Source organism: Kordiimonas sp. UBA4487 (assembly GCF_002389025.1).
Classification (GTDB): domain Bacteria; phylum Pseudomonadota; class Alphaproteobacteria; order Sphingomonadales; family Kordiimonadaceae; genus Kordiimonas; species Kordiimonas lacus.
The window spans coordinates 1-17,520 of record NZ_DGNR01000005.1 but is presented as its reverse complement, the minus strand read 5'-3'; the positions used below and the strand labels follow the sequence as shown (position 1 = coordinate 17,520).

The 17,520-nt window shown below is 54.8% G+C and carries 11 protein-coding genes; 3 read left to right on the top strand and 8 right to left on the bottom strand.

The features are described 5' to 3' along the window. Positions 1-43: 43 nt before the first annotated feature. From B3Z17_RS04905 to B3Z17_RS04895, 3 genes are all read right to left on the bottom strand, one after another. Positions 44-1,309 (bottom strand): metallophosphoesterase, encoded by a 1,266-nt coding sequence (locus B3Z17_RS04905; RefSeq protein WP_286828799.1) that lies wholly within the window; start codon positions 1,307-1,309, stop codon positions 44-46. A gap of 21 nt (positions 1,310-1,330) precedes the next feature. After that, positions 1,331-2,950, bottom strand: a complete 1,620-nt coding sequence (locus tag B3Z17_RS04900; RefSeq protein ID WP_286828798.1) for a solute:sodium symporter family transporter — start codon at positions 2,948-2,950, stop codon at positions 1,331-1,333. A 134-nt stretch (positions 2,951-3,084) separates the two neighbouring features. Beyond that, a complete protein-coding gene (locus B3Z17_RS04895) occupies positions 3,085-3,945 on the bottom strand; it encodes a MurR/RpiR family transcriptional regulator (RefSeq protein WP_068305234.1) in 861 nt (286 codons plus the stop codon). A 157-nt stretch (positions 3,946-4,102) separates the two neighbouring features. On the opposite strand from B3Z17_RS04895, the gene B3Z17_RS04890 reads away from it, so the two are divergent. Continuing rightward, complete coding sequence (locus B3Z17_RS04890; protein ID WP_068305232.1) at positions 4,103-5,242, top strand: Gfo/Idh/MocA family protein; 1,140 nt, start codon at positions 4,103-4,105, stop codon at positions 5,240-5,242. A gap of 20 nt (positions 5,243-5,262) precedes the next feature. On the opposite strand, the gene iolE is transcribed toward B3Z17_RS04890, so the two are convergent. The 4 genes from iolE to B3Z17_RS04870 are packed head-to-tail and all read right to left on the bottom strand — an operon-like array spanning position 5,263 to position 10,739. Further along, positions 5,263-6,159 (bottom strand): myo-inosose-2 dehydratase, encoded by an 897-nt coding sequence (gene iolE / locus B3Z17_RS04885; protein ID WP_286828797.1) that lies wholly within the window; start codon positions 6,157-6,159, stop codon positions 5,263-5,265. Beyond that, on the bottom strand, positions 6,152-7,996 hold the full coding sequence (gene iolD / locus B3Z17_RS04880; protein WP_068305229.1) for a 3D-(3,5/4)-trihydroxycyclohexane-1,2-dione acylhydrolase (decyclizing): 1,845 nt from the start codon (positions 7,994-7,996) through the stop codon (positions 6,152-6,154). Before iolD ends, iolE begins: the two co-directional genes overlap by 8 nt. Beyond that, positions 7,993-9,930 carry a bifunctional 5-dehydro-2-deoxygluconokinase/5-dehydro-2-deoxyphosphogluconate aldolase gene (locus B3Z17_RS04875; RefSeq protein ID WP_068305228.1) on the bottom strand — a complete coding sequence of 646 codons (1,938 nt, stop codon included), beginning with the start codon at positions 9,928-9,930 and terminating at the stop codon, positions 7,993-7,995. The genes iolD and B3Z17_RS04875 overlap by 4 nt, the downstream gene beginning before the upstream one ends. After that, positions 9,927-10,739, bottom strand: coding sequence for a 5-deoxy-glucuronate isomerase (locus B3Z17_RS04870; RefSeq protein WP_286828796.1), 813 nt, complete (start codon positions 10,737-10,739; stop codon positions 9,927-9,929). The genes B3Z17_RS04875 and B3Z17_RS04870 overlap by 4 nt, the downstream gene beginning before the upstream one ends. 149 nt (positions 10,740-10,888) lie before the next feature. Between B3Z17_RS04870 and iolG the strand changes: the two genes are divergently transcribed. Further along, on the top strand, positions 10,889-11,878 hold the full coding sequence (iolG, locus tag B3Z17_RS04865; protein ID WP_286828795.1) for an inositol 2-dehydrogenase: 990 nt from the start codon (positions 10,889-10,891) through the stop codon (positions 11,876-11,878). A 133-nt stretch (positions 11,879-12,011) separates the two neighbouring features. Here iolG and B3Z17_RS04860 read toward each other — a convergent pair whose 3' ends face one another. Further along, positions 12,012-14,285, bottom strand: a complete 2,274-nt coding sequence (locus B3Z17_RS04860; protein WP_286828794.1) for a TonB-dependent receptor plug domain-containing protein — start codon at positions 14,283-14,285, stop codon at positions 12,012-12,014. Positions 14,286-14,548: 263 nt separating this feature from the next. On the opposite strand from B3Z17_RS04860, the gene B3Z17_RS04855 reads away from it, so the two are divergent. Beyond that, the gene (locus B3Z17_RS04855) at positions 14,549-16,627 is read left to right on the top strand and encodes a phytase (protein WP_286828793.1); all 2,079 of its coding nucleotides are present in this window, start codon (positions 14,549-14,551) and stop codon (positions 16,625-16,627) included. Positions 16,628-17,520 lie beyond the last annotated feature (893 nt).

Sequence of the window (17,520 nt, the reverse complement as noted above, 5' to 3'; positions counted from 1 at the left end):
AGTTTTTCAACGGAATAGACCCAAAGCCGAAGCTGGTGAGCCACTATTCAGAGCGGTGCTCAAACCTATGTTCATACTCCACATGGGGAACAGCCGAGCCGTCAGTTGGCGTGGAGATCATGCGTACCACGCCTTCATCCCCCTTCAGTTCCACATGGGCAAAGCCCCAGATCATGCCGCGTACAAAATGTGCAGTTTGTTGAGGATAAGCTTTCGCCTGATAGGCAGCAAACTTGGTGTGGGTAGATCGCTCTTTGGACGCCGCACCTGAGAGTACATGCAGAAGCGGCTTCTCGGTCCTGCCTTCAGGGGTCGTTTCACAGGTGTCGGTATGGACCTCAAGCGAATGCTCATGCCCCGCGAAATAGGCGTCCGCATATTTGCACAGTGTCGGCAGGATCATTTTGCGCATCGCACGGGCCTGCTCGAACTTGGACCCGCCAGTTGCCCAAAGAGGGTGATGCCCAATGACAAACTTCCATTTGGCTGTCGAGTTCCTGAGCCCTTGCTCAAGCCACGTTGCCATGTTGCGCTCAGCCTCATTGGCTGGCTTGGCCCAAGGGTCAATATCATCGGGCCCCGTGCCTTTCTTTTCGCTGCCATCTGGATTCAACACCGCTTCAGGGTACCCGACACCTGACAACATGACTTCGGTATCGATGACAAAAATTTCTACGTCGCCACGCCCGGCAGGCGGCTTCACGCTATAGAAGATACCGTCCATATAGAATTGATCGGACTTTTCCATATAGGCCACCTGCGCCACCGCCCCTTCGCGTGAGGTGTGCCAATCATGATTGCCAAGGGCTGTATAAATGCGGAAATCGGTATCGCCTGCGCCAAGCCCGCGATAGGGGATGGTGAAGATATCTTCAAACCGTTTGCCGTCATCCACACCGTCTGCCCCCAATGTAGCGCCATCAGGATAGATATTATCCCCCAGCATCATGCCGAACTGACAGGCGTTGGCTTGGCAGTAAGCCGTCATGGCGTCGGCCACAGGCTGCTGTCCGCTGCGCATGATATAGCCGCCCATCTGCTCATGAAAATAAAGGGATGGCAGGCGGAACTCTGATGGCGTTTTCTGGTCTTCAGCCCAGTCCGCCCGGTAATCGGCTTCGAACGCTTCCAACGTTCGGAAAGGCTTCTTCCACAGTTTCTTCTTCTGATATTCGTGGTGATAGCCGCTGTCACCAAAGGCCAGGAACGAGATTGTTTCTTCTTCCGCTGTACCGGTCTGAGCGCAAGCAGCACTTGCCAACAGGGCAACCGAAGCGGCAGTGGCCATTATGAATTTCGGGGAAACCATCAGACTATCTCCTTCTTGTTCCTACTGCGCCAGAAGCACATAAAAGAGGATTGTTACGATTGATATAGTCATGCCCATGGTGCGGGCATGCCGCCATGGCGTGATATCCACGGCATGGGTATAGACATCTTCATAGCGGGTTGTGGCAGGTGCCAGCTTGCTAAGTGCCAGCATCAAGGCTGTCGTCAGCACGAATACCAGCGCCAGGAAATGCAGGAAGTGAATTTCTTCCGTCGTGCCCAGGAGGCCTTGCATGAACACCTGAACGTTATCGCCGAAAGCGAACACCAACAGGTAGAAAATTACCGGCCCCAAAATCATGCCTGCTTTTGCCGCAAAAGCGGATACATACCGGGTGGTCATACCCAGCATGATGACTGCCAGCATTGGCCCGAAGAAGGTGGCGTTGATTTTCTGCAGGTAATTATAGAGGCTCCCGCTGGTGTCGATCAGAGGAGCGAAAGCCATGGCCGCAAGTGCCAGGATAATGCTGCAATAACGGCCACTGCGCACCACGGCCCGCCCATCCGCCGAAGGGTTGATCAACTGGCGATATATGCCCTGGCTGAACAGCGTGGCTGAGCTGTTCAGCACACTGTTGAAAGTGCTGAGTACGGCCCCCACCATTACTGCCGCAAAAAAGCCGACCAGGGCATCAGGCAAGACCGTTTTCACCAACATGGGATAAGCCATCAGATAATCTTCCGGCCCGAGCTCATCCTTGAACATGTGATAGGCAATGACCCCCGGCAGCACGATGATAAAGGGGCCCAACAGTTTGAAGCAGGCTGCAATCAGAACGCCCTTCTGGCCCTCCGCCAAATTCTTGGCTCCAAGCGCCCGCTGGACAATCGACTGGTTCGTACACCAGAAGAAAATCTGGTTCACAATCATGCCGGTAAACAGAACACCAAACGGCAGGAAAGACCCCGGTTCGTCACCGGTGATATCGAACTTGGGCCGCTCTTCGGTATACACCTCGGACAGCCCGCCCAATAGATCGCCATCCCCTACCATCAACAGTGCAAGAACGGGCACCAGCAGGCCGGCGATCAGGAAGCCGACGCCATTGACCGTGTCTGAGATTGCAACCGCTTTCAGCCCGCCAAAGATTGCATAAAGCGACCCCAGCGACCCAACACCCCAGACCATCATCCATATCGCAGATGATTGGCTGATGCCGAACGTCTCGGATACATCAAACAGGCTTTCGAGCCCCGTGGCGCCAAACAGCAAAACCACCGGCAGGATCGCCACCACGTACGAGAACAAGAACAAGAGTGATGCGATAATCCGGGTCTGGCTGTCGAACCGGTTTGCCAGAAATTCCGGTATCGTCGTCAACCCGCTTTTCAGATAGCGCGGCAGGAAATACAGTGCCGTCACCACCATCGCCAAGGCTGCCGTGGTTTCCCATGCCATCACTGCAATTGTATGATTGAAAGCGTCGGCGTTCAGGCCAACCAGATGCTCTGTAGATAGGTTTGTCAGCATCAACGACCCCGCAATGACCCAGGCCGTCAGCGAGCGGCCACCCAGGAAATAGGCGTCCGAACTGTCCATATGGTCATCTTTGGTCTTCCAATAGGCGATTACCGCCACAAGGGCGGTAAAGCCTATAAAGGTTGCAAGAGCCAACATTATCCCCTCCCCAGAGAACTCGTGTTCGGCAAAGAATATTAATTTCTTTACATATCAATTTCAGAATATTTATTCTTTTTTTGGGCGATGTCAATATTTCCCTTCCGAAAAACGTGGGAAAGTCAAAACGCTCGCTAGTCGCGTGTTAGCTGATTGCCGTCCATTCCTAGCCCGATCGCCAGTGCCTGCGCCAGGCACATGGTCCCGGTGATGGTACGAAATCCGCTGACGGTTACTTTGTCTGTCAGGAAATAGGTATCGCTGAGCTTCACGATTGGGCTGACCAGTTTATCGGTCATGGCAATGATCTTGGCACCCTTATCGCGCGCCTGCTGCGCCACACCGATTACCTCATCCGCGTAGTTCGGAAATGTTGCCACCAACAACACATCCCCTTCCCCGATCAGGCGTACCTGTTCCGCCAGATTGCCGCCCACACCATCCAGCAGGAAAGCGCGCAAATCCAGGTTGCGCATCATATAATACAGGAAACTGGCCACCGGATATGATCGGCGCTGGCCCAAAAGATAGATATTGTTCGCGCTTTTGATCGTATTGATCGCTGTTTCCAACTGCTTTGCAGTTACCTCTGTTTTCAAGTTGGTCAGCGCATCGCTGTTGGCCTCCAGGAAAACATCCAGTATCGGCGGCGCATCGGATTTGCCTTCCGCGGCCCCCTCCTTCAGTTCGCGAATACGATCGGAATAGTTGGCTGAATATCCTGGCAACTGCTGAACCAGATTCGCACGAAATATCTTCTGGATTTCAGAGAAACCCTCAAAGTCCAGTGCCTGCGCAAATCGGATCAGACTGGAAGGCTGCACCTCAAGGCGCGTGGCAATCTCTGCCGCTGTATCCAGCGCTGTGTCGATTGGGTTATCCAGGATGAACCGGGCAATCTTCTTCAGTTGCTTGCTCAGGCTGTCAAAACGCCCCGCCAGCACCAGGTTAAACTCATCCAGGCTATAGGTTGCTCGCCCCTCGTTCTTCCCCATAACGCGCTCTGGCCTCCCCTAGTTGATATCGCGCACAATCGCTTGCGAAAGAATTATATCGATAACTCGAAAAAAAGGAATGCAAATTTCCATCTCGGAATATATATTCCAGAAAGCGCCCACAATCATCCACCCACCATACTTCGGGGAGAAGAGTATGCGGGATATCGGAATCGGGCTGATCGGCAGTGGCTATATCGGCAAAACACATGCGATCGCCTACAATGCACACGGCTCTGTGTTTGGGGGCAAGGCAAAATTAGCCTGCCGCACGTTGGCCGAGATTGACGAAACACGGGCCGAAGAAGCTGCAAATGCCTTGGGATTTGAAAACAGCACGAGCGACTGGCGCAGCCTGTTGGCTGACGATGCCATTGATGTAATCGCCATAGCCACGCCCAACGCGCTTCACAAGGACATGACCATCGCCGCTATTGAAGCAGGCAAGCATGTGTATGTGGAAAAGCCACTGGCACTGGACACGGCAGAGGCCAATCAGATCATTGCCGCCCTGGAAGCCCGCACCGATCCAGAGCAACCTCTGGTTCATATGCTCGGGTACAATTATCTGTGCAACCCGATCATCAGCACCATCAAGGCCATGATTGACGCCGGAGAATTGGGCGAGATTATTCACTTCCGGGGACGGCACAACGAAGACTATATGGCCAACCCTGATGTACCCTTTAACTGGCGTTGCTCGAAGGCATCCGCAGGCACCGGGACACTTGGAGATATGGGGTCCCACATCATCAGCATGGCGATGCACCTGGTGGGACCGATTGCCTCCCTGTGCGGAGACACGGATATTGTTGTCCCCAAACGCCCCGATGAGACCGGCGCGCCCAGGGCCGTCGAGAATGAGGACCAGGCCCAGGCCATTGTCCGGTTTGCATCCGGCACCATGGGGGCGCTGGAGACCAGCCGCGTGGCGTTGGGCAAGAAGCAGGGTCTAGCGTTCGAGATTGTCGGTACAAAGGCGAGCCTCGAATTTGACCAGGAACGCATGAACGAAGTTCGACTGTACGAAGGCAGCGGCGCACCCGGTAGGTCAGGATTCAAAACCATTCTGGTGGATACAAGCTGCCCCGACTTCGCAGCCTTCTGTCCCGCCCCCGGTCATGGCCTGGGGTATAACGATCTGAAGATCATTGAGGTGGATCGCCTTTTGAAGGCTATCACAGAAGGGGCCCGGGTCCCTGTAGACCTTTATGCCGGACGGGAGATCGAAAGGGTGATCGACACCTGGGTCCTGTCTGCACAAGAACGTCGCTGGATTGACGTCGGGCGCCTCTGAAGGCGCCCCAAGGGTATGGCTTATAGCAGCCCCGCCTCCCGCGCATACTGCGCCAAAGCTTTGAAGCCAATGCAGGCATAGTCGAACGGGTTGGCTTTCTCAGGGTCCTGTTCGGCTTCCACAACCAGCCACCCACAATAACCCGCGTCGGCCACCGCCTTTAGCACCGGCACAAAATCCACATCTCCGTCACTCGGCACGGTAAACACACCGTCCACGACCGCATCCAGAAAGCTGCTGTCTGCATCCAGTGCCCTTTGCATCACAGACATGCGGATATCCTTGCAATGTACATGTCTGATCCGTGCTGCATGCCGCCTGGCTGCCGACAGGGGATCGCCACCAGCAAATGTCAGATGGCCGGTATCAAGGAGCAAGCCGACATCGTCGCTTGTCAGCGCCATCAGCTTGTCCACCTCTGCTTCAGTTTCAACCACAGTGCCCATATGATGGTGATAGACAAGCCACAGCCCCCGTGACCGCACGTGGGCTGCCACAGCTGATAGCCTGCGGGCAAATTCCGGCCATTGATCGTCTGTCAGAACCGGTCGGGAGGAAAGCGACGCATTCTTGTTCCCATGAATACAGCCTGATGTCTCCGCCCATACCACAACCTTACACCCCATGGCATCCAGCAGTGACAGATGGGGCTCAAGATTCGCGATCTCGTCCCCTACCGACCGCGTCAGGAGTTCGGAAGAATACCAACCTGAAATTAGCGCCATATTGTGGCGTGCCAGGACGGGCCGCAAAGCATCAGCGTCGCGCGGGAATTTATGCCCGAGCTCAATACCCTCAAAGCCAGCAGTGCGCGCTTCACCAAGACAGGTATCCAGCGAAGTAGCACCACCAAGTTCACGCATATCATCATTGGACCAGGCAATCGGATTGGTGCCGAGGCGAACGCTATTATCCATCAATTTTTTGCTTTCTTTTCATATCCATATAGGCCGCATGACGCGCGGCAGCATCATCCATGTCGGACTCTTCAGCCACCGGCACATCCCACCAGTGCCCGCCGTCTTCAGTGCTAATGGAAGGGTCGGCATCAATCACAATCACGCTTGTCCGGTCTGCAATCTTGGCGCGGCGTACCGCGGCCTTCAGGGCATCAATGCCATCTGCTTTTTCCGCAATCGCCCCCATGGACCGGGCATGAGCGACAAAATCAACTACCGGGCGTTCCCCGTCTGTACGAGTGCCGCTGTCAAACAGGTTATTGAACGAAGTCCCTGTGGTGCCACCCTGAAGGCGGTTGATACAGCCAAATCCACCATTATCGACCAGGATAACAATCAGCTTCTGCCCCATCATGATGGACGTAGACAGTTCTGAATTCATCATCATGTAGGACCCGTCGCCTACGAGCACGAAAACATCACTGGCAGGTGTCGCCATCTTAACACCCAGGCCACCGGCGATTTCATAGCCCATGCAGCTATAACCATATTCCAGGTGGTAAGTAGCGGGCGCCTTGACGCGCCAAAGTTTGTGCAGTTCTCCTGGTAACCCGCCCGCTGCGGCAACAATAACGTCGCGCGCATCCGACACGTGGTGAATTGCGCCCACAATCTCTGCATCTGACGGCAACGGGCGGGTATCGGGAGAAGTCACTTTGTCGGTGACACTGTTCCATTCGGCACGGCGCGTTGCCGCAAGGGCCCTCTGTCCATCGGCGGCAGGCAACCGTTTGGCCAGGGCTTCTAGCGCCAGCCTTGCGTCAGACACCAGCGGTATACTGCGGTGTTTAACAGCATCGAACGCCGCCACATTCAATCCAATGATCTGACAGTCCGGATTCTCAAACAGCGATCGGGATCCAGTGGTAAAATCCGCCAACCGGGTACCCACTGCCAAAACCACATCAGCTTCACGCGCAAAGGCATTCGCGGCCGCTGTGCCCGTTACGCCAATACCCCCCACATTCAATTCGTGGGTCCATGACAGGCTGCCTTTCCCTGCCTGTGTTTCCGCAACCGGGATGCCGCAACGCTCCGCAAGGTCTGCCAGCGCGCCTTCGGCACCGCTATAGCGCACACCGCCGCCCACGATAATCAGCGGCTTCTCTGCGGCATTCAGTATCCCTAGGGCCCGCTCCAGCTCAAAGCTATCAGCACCCTGTCGGCGCATTCGGTGCGTTTGCGCTTCGAACATGCTTTCTGGAAAATCATAGGCTTCGGCCTGCACGTCCTGCGGCAGGCATATGGTTACCGGGCCGCAGTCCACGGGGCAGATCAGCACGCGCATCGCTTGCGGCAAGCTGGTGATCAATTGCTCCGGCCGGGTGATCCGGTCGAAATACCGGCTGACAGGGCGAAAACAATCATTGGCCACATCAAGCGGGCTTTCCGGGTTTTCCACCTGTTGCAGCACCGGGTCCGGGCGCCTGTTCGCAAAGGTATCACCAGGCAACAACAACACTGGCAGGCGGTTCACATGGGCAAGTGCGGCGGCCGTCACCATATTGGTGGCGCCAGGGCCCACGGATGTGGTGCAGGCCATCATGCGGCGGCGGCGGCTCGCTTTGGCAAAGGCTATGGCTGTATGGGCCATGGCCTGTTCATTATGGGCCCGAAAGGTTGGCAGACTTTCCTGAACACCGTTCAGGGCCTCACCAAAGCCGGCTACATTGCCATGGCCAAAAATGGCAAACACCCCGGCAAACATTGGTAGCCTTTCCCCATCCACCTCGGTGAATTGAGCTGCCAAATAGCGCGCGAGCGCCTGCCCCATTGTTAGGCGAATGGTTTTCATGCGCTTGCCTTCTGCTTTTCGGCACCGCCCCGAGCCCCGATCCAACATTCGATCAGGCGGCCATAGCGGTCCGTCATTTCCTTCACTGCAGCCTCATCTGTCATATCGCCTGCAAACCAGGAGCGAGCAGCAGCGCCAAAGATTGTCCGGCCAACAGCGAAGCCTTTGCACACTTTGTGGTGGGCGGCATTTTCGATTGCTGCCATCACATCGGCTTCGGGTGCGTCAAGCCCCAGAAGAACCACCCCCCTGCAGTTGGGATCATGCTTTTCAATCATTGCAGCCAACATCTGCCATTCCGCTTCAGATAGCGGCGTAGGCAGTTTCCACCAATCGGGATATATGCCGATTTCATACAGTCGTTCCATCACCCGGACCACCGTTCCGTCGGCCCGGTCAAGGTGTGCTGGCGGTATCACCTCCACCAACAATTCATGGCGGGTCGCACGCGCCGCAGAAGCCAGACGCAGCAATTGACGCTCCTGTTCCTCGCGCATAGGGGCGTCATCATCGGGGTGATAGAATGTCAGGCACTTCACACAGTGTTCCGCAGGCCATTCCCGCAGCGTTTCCATCACACTTGGTCCGCCTTCGAACTCAAGGGGCCGTGATGCCGGAAATTCGATCGGGCGGCCGATCCAGATTTCGTTACCGCTGGCATCATCAAGCGCATCCTGCCCCAGCCTGCCATCGCATAGAATGCCCAGACCTCTGCCCTGATAAGCGACCTTGGTCTCGCGGAAGGCTTGCAGGCAAAGTTGCTTGAACGCCCCAATGTCGGCGCTGCTCTTGCCGGTATCTACTGCGATATCTTCCATTTGCTTACGGTGATCGAATGCAAATGCGAGCACTTCGTCAAACTCTCGCGAACGAGTGGTTGACCAGTGAAGTTGCTCCAGCCCCGCATCATGGCGCAAGCTGTGATACCGGCTGCCATGCTTGATATAATGCGAGACTTCCTGGTAGCTCGGAATCGCTGGGGCGCAGCCATGGCGCGACACAACCAACGCCCCACATGCATTCGCCAACCGGCAGCTTTCCTGCCAATCAAGGCCAGAGACATAGCCACGCAGCAAACCTGACATAAAGGCATCCCCCGCCCCCAGCACATTGAAGACCTCGACAGGAAAACCGGCATAGATGGGGTGGCCATCCAGCGTGTCCGGGATATCACCCCCGAACACGGTGCAGCCATTCGGGCCAAGCTTCAACACCAAGGTAGCCGCCGACGTGGCCCGCACGTTCTTCAATGCGGTCACCGTATCCGTTGATCCGCCGGCGATATGAAATTCTTCTTCCGTGCCCACGATCAGGTCACACCAGGGCAGCATATCAGCCAACGTTTGGCTTACCTGTTCGTCGGCGACAAATCGTTCTTCACCAAGCCCGGGATTTGTTAGCCCCCACAGAACAGGGCGATAGTCGATATCCAGTACAATGCGCGTACCCTGTGTCTTGGCATATTCAGCCGCCTTGAAGCTCGCAGTGCGAACACCCGGCTCCGAAAGGTGCGTCCCGGTCAGGACAAGTGCCTTCGCCGAACCGATGAAGTCGGCATCGAAATCATCTACGCACAGCGCCATATCCGCGCAATTTTCGCGGTAGAAAACCAGCGGGAAGGTTTCCTTGTCCCGAATGCCCAGGATAACAAGCGCGGTCAGCCTGTCCTCATCGGTTTTAAGGTGGCTGACATCCACACCTTCCTGTTCCATCGTCTGCCGGATGAAGCGGCCCATATGCTCGTTTCCGACCCGGCTGAGGATGGCACTTTTAAGGCCCATGCGCGCCGTACCAATGGCGATATTGGCAGGGCAGCCACCGACATATTTGGCAAAACTGGTCATATCCTCCAGAAGGCCGCCAATCTGCTCGCCATAGAGGTCAACCCCTGCGCGGCCCATACAGATGACATCAAGCTGCTTTTCAGCTGTCATAGCGTCACCCCTTTGGGCTGCCAGAAATCTGCGTCCTCTTCCATGGTCCAGGCATGTTCTTGTGCAAACTCAGGAACGCCGTAGCGCTTGGCCGGCAGATGACGGATGACCCAGGAATAATACATGCCGTATCCCGGTGCGGCCACTTGGGCATGGGTTTTCATGTCCATAATGCGGACACTGTCATATGGCCTGATCTTGAGCACATCGTCATCCAGTTCGCCGTGTCCCCAGCCACGCGGATCAGTGAACCGGTAATGATATATTTCCGGCTGCGGGTGATTGTGCGGCGGATAGGAAGACCATTTCCCCGGCATGGTAATCACCTCCCCAAGCACCAGCTGTGCGTTTGGCGAGGAATTGGTGTCGTCAAAGATGGTCCGCACGAACCGAAGGCACGTGCCGCCAACCTGGCCCATGCCCCGTGGTTCATCCACACCTGCATCAGGTTCATACTTTTCAATGGGGAAATCGGCTTCATTGGCGCACTGGTAGATGGTGAACTCAGCATCTGTTTTCGCAGTCACCTCCAGCACGGTACCTTTTGGCCCGTGCAGGCAGGAGGGGTGCTCGTCAAACAAAGAGGTGCGGGACCATTCATAAGCCTTGCCCGCCACAGAAATCGTTACCTCTCCATCCATCAACAGCCACGCCGCTTCATTATCAAATGTCTCGGATATGCGTTCACCTGCCTTCAGGCGCCAGACAGCTACACCGATTCCCGTCCGTTCTGCAGCGTCCCGGTGGTCGGTAATAACCGTATGCCCCAACCGGAAGCCGCCCCTGTGATCGGTGATATGCTCCAACATGATCCGCTCCCCTCTAACTTCACGACTGTGCTAGGATGCCAGACGCCTTATTCATAGAATAATCATTTACGAAAAGAAATATTTATTCTATTTTAACCTCACGTCAAGAATTTTAATTCCGTTTTGTAAATTTTGTGGGAGGAACCAGAATGACAGAAGGCATATGCCTGATCGGTGCAGGACGTATTGGACAGATCCACGCCGCCAACTTCGCAGCACTCGGCAGCGGTATCCTAAAATATATTGTCGATCCAGTCACCGAGGCTGCTGCGGCACTCGCTGCGGACACGGGCGCACAAGCCACCGACCTTGAAATCGCACTGGCGGACCAAGAGGTTACCGGCGTTGTGATTGCTAGCGCCACCAACACCCATGCCGACCTTATTGAAAAAGCAGCCCATGCTGGCAAAGCGATCTTTTGTGAAAAACCTATAGATTTAGACTTACAACGTACAACCGATTGCCTGAGCACCGCGGATTCATTAGGCACCCCTCTTCTGCTGGGGTTCAATCGGCGTTTCGATCCAAACTTTGCCGCGCTCAAAGCCAGTCTCGATGCTGGTGCTGTGGGTACAGTGGAAATGGTGCATATCACCAGCCGAGACCCTTCCCCACCGCCGGTATCTTACATCAAAACAAGCGGCGGACTGTTCAAAGACATGATGATCCATGATTTGGATATGGCGCGTTGGCTACTGGGCGAAGACCCCGTCGAGGTCTCGGCGATGGCAAGTTGCCTCACCGACCCTGAAATCGCCACCGCCGGGGATGTTGACAGCGCCCTGGTGACGCTTCGCACAGCTTCCGGCAAACTATGCCAGATATCCAATAGCCGCCGCGCGGTATATGGCTACGACCAGCGCATTGAAGTGCATGGCAGCATTGGGCTGGCACAGGTTGGCAACCAGCATGACAGCACCCTCTCCATCAACAGGGGCGCGGGGCTGCAGGGCGATAAAATCCAGCATTTCTTCATCGAACGGTATGCCGAAGCCTACAAGCATGAAGCCCGCCACTTTCAGGAAATCCTGAAAGGCAGTGCCACACCTCTGGCAACCGGCGCAGACGGCTTGAAAGCCCTTATGCTGGCTGAAGCCGCGCTGAAGTCGCTGCAAACGGGAACCACTGTTCAGCTATAGGCACCCTCGGACTACAAACTTCAACAGGCCCGCCATCAGTGGCGGGCCTTTCTTGTTCCTGGCAAAAAAAAGGGCCGGCAGAGCCGGCCCCAGATTTCCCGTGTGTGCCCCAAAGCACTTTAGGAAAGGGAAATCAGAAGTTGAATCGTGCTGTCAAAAGGAACACACGAGAGGATTGTTCGCGTTCGACTTCGAATTCGTCCACAACACCGGCTCTCATATCATCAAGCCCGTCAAAGTTCCGCTCTGCCTGGTTGCTTTCCGCATTCAGAAGGTTGTTTGCGGTCAGGCGCAGGACAAAGCCGCTTTCAAAGCGTTTCTCGATAAAGACTTCCAGGTTGCCACCATAATATTGGTCCTCGATCTCCGCGAAAAAGACGCTCCTGGCCAAGCCCTGCTTCTGATAACTGAAGCCGGTCGTGGCTTCTATACTCGGGAAGTTCTGCGTTACACCGAAGTTGTATACATATTTAGGCTGGTGGTTGAAGCGCACGTCTTCTTGCAGAAATTCGTCATACCGGCTGGACCAGATGCGCGTGTAGTTGGCAAAGAAGCCGGTCTCGTCAAGCCCGATGAAGGTAAGCGGTGTACTGACATCGAACTCGATACCGTAGGTGTTCCCGTTCCCCACATTATCGTAGGTATACAATCCACCATCTTCGGTGTCCCCAACACGTACAAGCTGCGTCAAGTCAGAGACCTTACGGTAAAAGAAGTTCACACCCAAAATACCATTCGCCGGAAGGGTATGCTCATACCCGATATCAAAACCCCAGGATTTCTCCATGGCCAGGTCCGGGTTGCCCACGGTGATATCGTCGTCATCTGGCTCATCCTGCAATTCTACAGGGACAAGCTGATCAAACGTGGGCCGACGAACCGTGCGCGCAAAGCTCAAGCGGAGCTGGCCGTCTGCCCCGATATCCCTCTGGACGTGGATGGAGGGGTTCAACAGCGTGGTCTTGTTGGTGGTTTCACCAACATCGGGCGCGCTGATTTTGGTGTTGGTATGTTCCAGCCTTAAACCAGCTTCCACAACCAGGCCTTCACCCAGCTCCCATTCGCTGACCATATAGGCATCATAGCGGTTTTCCTTGACGTCGAACTCGCTTTCGCTGTCCAGCTCAAGGACGCCAAAGTCATCAGCTTCCATTAGCGTAAGCCCGAAGTCGCGCTTCTTGAACTTAGTCGCGCCCCCGAATTTCAATGTCATTATATCGAAATTGCGCTCCAACCCGAAGTCTGCCGCGAATTCCTTATCCAGACTGTCGATAATCTCGCGTTCGCGGTCTTCCACGCTTTCAGAACCGTCATCGAAGTCGAACTCCCGGTCATACTGGTCTTCCCGGTTGTCAAACTGGCTATAGCGCACCATGGCATCAAAGCGGGTCGCATCTGACAGCGCTCCTTCATACAAGGCGCTGAAGCCAAAGTTTTCCTGCTTGATCTCTGTATCCTGCGACGTGACCTTGTCGCCCACCAGCTCTCCGTCGTCGCGCTCCCATTCCGACCCATCTTCGCGCTCATCACGGTCTGTATGGATATAGAAACCGTCGAACCGCAGTTCCCCGGTATCCCCCACCTTGAAGGTGACATCGGCATTCAGCGACATGTCCAGGTTTTCCCGGCTATCAAGCTGGGTGGCATAGCCATCAGCAACTGATGCATTCCTGTCATCTGGCGAAAACAGGTCACGGCCATCAAAAGAATTCGGGAAATCCCCAGCGACGATCTTTTCCTCGACAAACTTCTTGGCATTGAAGCGTTGCTGCACGTTCGCCGTGATCGAATAGAAGATATCTTCGTCATCACTACGGCCGGCATAGGAAACAGCGCCGGCACCCCGGAATTCCTTGTCTTTACCAACATAAAGACCGCTGGCGCGAATAGAGCCCCCTTCCGGCAACGTGGCACCTTCCTTCAGGATGATATTGATGGTGCCACCCACGCCCTGGCTGTCAATATCGGCGCCCGGGCTTCTGATCACTTCAATACGCTCGATGATCTCTGCGGGAATGCGGTCCACCAGAACTGTGCGGTCATTACCCGCACCCGGCACTGGCCGACCATTAATAAGGACCTGCGTGAAGCCGTTCGCCATGCCCCGCATCTGTGGCGCATCATATTCGCCAATATCGCTTGTAAAAGCCACGCCAGGTACACGCTTAAGCATATCACCGGCTGAAACCGGCTCAAACTTCTGGAAAAATTCCGTGTCATATGTCAATTCCGGTGCAACAGATGCAGTCCGGTTCCGCGTTACAATCTTACCGGTGACAACAATCTCTTCGAGATTGAGATCGCCTTGTGGCGGCTCTGCCGCCTCTTCCTGCGCGAACGCCTGAGGCGCCATTGACATCACTACGAATCCGCACAGAAGTTTCTGTATTAGTCCTGTATTGCTCATAATTCACCTCCCCTGGTGTCACACCCGGCTTAGCGCCGGTTTCAGCAGTTGCCCTACAGCCTCGGTAAAACTCGCAACGTATGAGGTGCCGGATCTTCCCGGACGACCCCATACTTTCCCAAATGAAGCCGCCTGTTGAAACTCATTATAGAATTTTTATTCTTTTTTTCAATAGAAATGAAAATATTCTTCTTTTTTATCTTGAAACCGGCAGAAAACTTCGCATATTGGATGGTAAGACGAAGCCCAAAAGGGAGGAAATCATGAAGAAAACGTCGTACCTAGCGGTAATTCTAGCAACTGGCATTGTCGCCTGTTCGCCCAGCTCATCATCCGATGAAGCCGCAACAAACACACCTTCTCAGAAGAATGTTACAGTTGCGTTAGAGACCACACCAAGCACGTCAGACAGTGCTGCGGCAGCCATACTTTGGCCAGGAGCCGAGGGCACACCCACCTATCTCGTTGGTGCCGTGGAAGACGGCATCGAGCTTTATAATCTCGACGGACAGCGACTGTCCAAAGTTGGTGGCGGTGAAATCGAATCCATCAGCAGGCTCTCCGGCGCGGGCAACAAGGGACGAGGTTATCTTCTCGCTCTCGACACCGCCAGTAGTTCGCTGGATGCCTATAGGGTTCAAGATGGCCGCATAAACCTGACCCAATCAGGCGTCGCCACATCGAGCCAACTTCTGGAAGGCATGTGCAGCTTCAGAAGCCCGCTTGACGGCCAATCCTACGCCTTCCTGCTGGCATCCAGTGGGCAGATTGAACAGTGGCACCTGTATAGCGGGAAGGACGGGACCCTGAAAAGCCGACTGATCCGATCCCTGCAGGTGGGGACAGAACCCAAATTCTGTGTGGCGGACGAACGCAGTAATTCCCTGTATGTCACCGAGGAGGCCGTCGGTGTTTGGCGGTTTGATGCCGACGTGGAAGCCGACACCATTCCGGAATTGGTGGATGTAAAAAAGTTTGGCCACTTCAACGGTGAAGTTGGCGGGCTTGCCCTTCATCATACAGATGCTGACCAAACCCTGCTTCTTGCCTCGGACGTGGAGACAAGCCGTATCAATCTGTACGACACCAATGACGACCACCGATTTATCGGCAGCGCTGTCTTCGCCGCATCGTCCACAAGTGACGGTGTTGAAAATGCAGGCGCTCTCTTCGCCAGCGGTGGTACTGGCGGCCTTCTTGTGCTGGCGGACGAAGACAACGGCGATGACGCCACCAATTTCAAAGTGGCACGTTTCAACGATATCGCCAGTGCCTTTGACCTGAGCGCTACCCTTGTCTCAGCGGACCGGAATGACCCGACTGCCGCTTTTGCCCTCGTAAATGCCAGTGTGGAAACCAGCCCCGTAGCCGACGGTGGTGATGCGGCGGATGATCCCGCCATCTGGGTGCATCCTTCCGATCCGGAAAAAAGCCTGATCATCGGCACCAACAAGCAGGGTGGGCTGTATGTCTATAACCTGGACGGCAGCACCCGTCAGTATCTGCCCGACGGTAAAGTAAACAACGTAGATATCCGCTATGGCGTCCAGATTGGCGATCGTGTCATCACCCTTGTTGCCGCCAGCAACCGGACGGATGAAAGCATTTCCATTTATGAGATGGATGAGACTGAAGGCATGCTGAGAAACATCGCTGACGGCGTTCAACCCACCGGCATGCCAGACCCCTATGGCATGTGCCTGTACCAAAGCCCGAAAGATGGTCAGACCTATGTCTTCATCAACGAAAAAGATGGCCTTGTCCGCCAGTGGGTTTTGACAGAGGGCGCACCGGGCCGTGTGAAAGCCACCCCTGTGCGCGAATTTACAGTTGGCAGCACGGCAGAAGGCTGCGTCGCCGATGATGACACCGGCATGCTGTTCGTGGCGGAAGAAGATGTAGCGCTGTGGAAATACGGCGCAGAGCCCGACGCTGGCAATGCGCGGGAAAAGGTAACAGACCCGCAAGTAAACCCGGCCCTGAAGGACGACCTTGAGGGGGTGTCCATCTATTATGGCGAGGGAACATCGGGCTATATCGTGCTGTCAAGCCAGGGCAATAACAGCTATGCGCTGTTTGACCGCCAGGCACCGCACGCCTATGTCGGGTCCTTCCGCGTGATTGCCGACAGCGATACCGGTATCGACGGATCATCGGAAACTGACGGCCTCGATATCATCAGCACGCCGCTTGGCCCTGATTTTCCATATGGCGTCTTCGTGGCACAGGATGGCCGGAACATTGCGCCCGCGGAGAACCAGAACTTCAAACTGGTACCTTGGGAGCGTATCGCAACCCCGCTCGGGTTGGAGACATACACAAAAAGACCACGAAACCACTAGCTGGCTTCAGTCCTGAACCCCCAAAGGAAGCCGTCGTCTGCTATAGCGGGCGGCGGCTTCTGACGAAAAGCGGTCAACTCTCACATTTGCAGGAACGTCCGCTTTCCAGTTTCAGAAGCCACGAATTGCCTTGCAAAATTGATGTCTTTAGAGACGTCAAGTCTCACATCTGCAGGAGCCAGATAAAGTCATAGATCGCGAGACAGATTCTTGTCCTACATGCTGTGACAAAATCCGCCGAACGACGATGCTGGACTCGTGAAAATGAGTTTAGCTAAGTCATTGTTTTTCTGAAATTGGGAGTCTGGTGGACTGTGGAGGACGACACAGTTTCAGGACATTTCAAAAGTGGTGTCGTCCGTCACAAATCGCAGGATTCTCTGTCACAGTTTCAGGACATTTCAAAAGTGGGTAATTTTAGAAAAGAAACGCCCCATTCTGACACAGGTCAAAATGGGGCATATTTTTACGATTATTGCTTGCGATGGACAGATTATTTCGAGCTAAGCCAAGCCATGACTAACACCACAGAAACCTCATCGCCTGCCGCAAAAGTCTTGCTTTCCTACACAGAGAGCAAACTTACTATCAGCTCAGCCTGCGATCAGAGCGATTGCCGCCGGTCCAACCAAAGTGAACCCCAATGCAAAGCGAACCCTTCCACTCTCACTGAGTTTACCCTAAACGCACCCGGCGGCCTATCTCCTCATAGCATAATACTTCTCGAGGAATTAGGCCTCAAAAAATCCCGACTTAGCTGACCGAAACGATAAGCCGGCCCAAGAGGCCAAAGGTACAAAAAATTGGGATCCTCGAAAATACTCCACTCCAGGAACCCAAAAAAAGGAAGGGCATAACTGTCCGCTTTTGACCTATTCCGTTGAAAAACTGTT

Bases quoted from the DNA above. Each gene is read 5' to 3' on its own strand.
- B3Z17_RS04890 (WP_068305232.1), top strand. From the start codon at position 4,103: ATGCGGGATATCGGAATCGGGCTGATCGGCAGTGGCTATATCGGCAAA.
- B3Z17_RS04860 (WP_286828794.1), bottom strand. From the start codon at position 14,285: ATGAGCAATACAGGACTAATACAGAAACTTCTGTGCGGATTCGTAGTG.
- iolG (WP_286828795.1), top strand. From the start codon at position 10,889: ATGACAGAAGGCATATGCCTGATCGGTGCAGGACGTATTGGACAGATC.
- B3Z17_RS04895 (WP_068305234.1), bottom strand. From the start codon at position 3,945: ATGGGGAAGAACGAGGGGCGAGCAACCTATAGCCTGGATGAGTTTAAC.
- B3Z17_RS04900 (WP_286828798.1), bottom strand. From the start codon at position 2,950: ATGTTGGCTCTTGCAACCTTTATAGGCTTTACCGCCCTTGTGGCGGTA.
- B3Z17_RS04855 (WP_286828793.1), top strand. From the start codon at position 14,549: ATGAAGAAAACGTCGTACCTAGCGGTAATTCTAGCAACTGGCATTGTC.
- B3Z17_RS04870 (WP_286828796.1), bottom strand. From the start codon at position 10,739: ATGTTGGAGCATATCACCGATCACAGGGGCGGCTTCCGGTTGGGGCAT.
- iolD (WP_068305229.1), bottom strand. From the start codon at position 7,996: ATGAAAACCATTCGCCTAACAATGGGGCAGGCGCTCGCGCGCTATTTG.
- B3Z17_RS04875 (WP_068305228.1), bottom strand. From the start codon at position 9,930: ATGACAGCTGAAAAGCAGCTTGATGTCATCTGTATGGGCCGCGCAGGG.
- B3Z17_RS04905 (WP_286828799.1), bottom strand. From the start codon at position 1,309: ATGGTTTCCCCGAAATTCATAATGGCCACTGCCGCTTCGGTTGCCCTG.
- iolE (WP_286828797.1), bottom strand. From the start codon at position 6,159: ATGGATAATAGCGTTCGCCTCGGCACCAATCCGATTGCCTGGTCCAAT.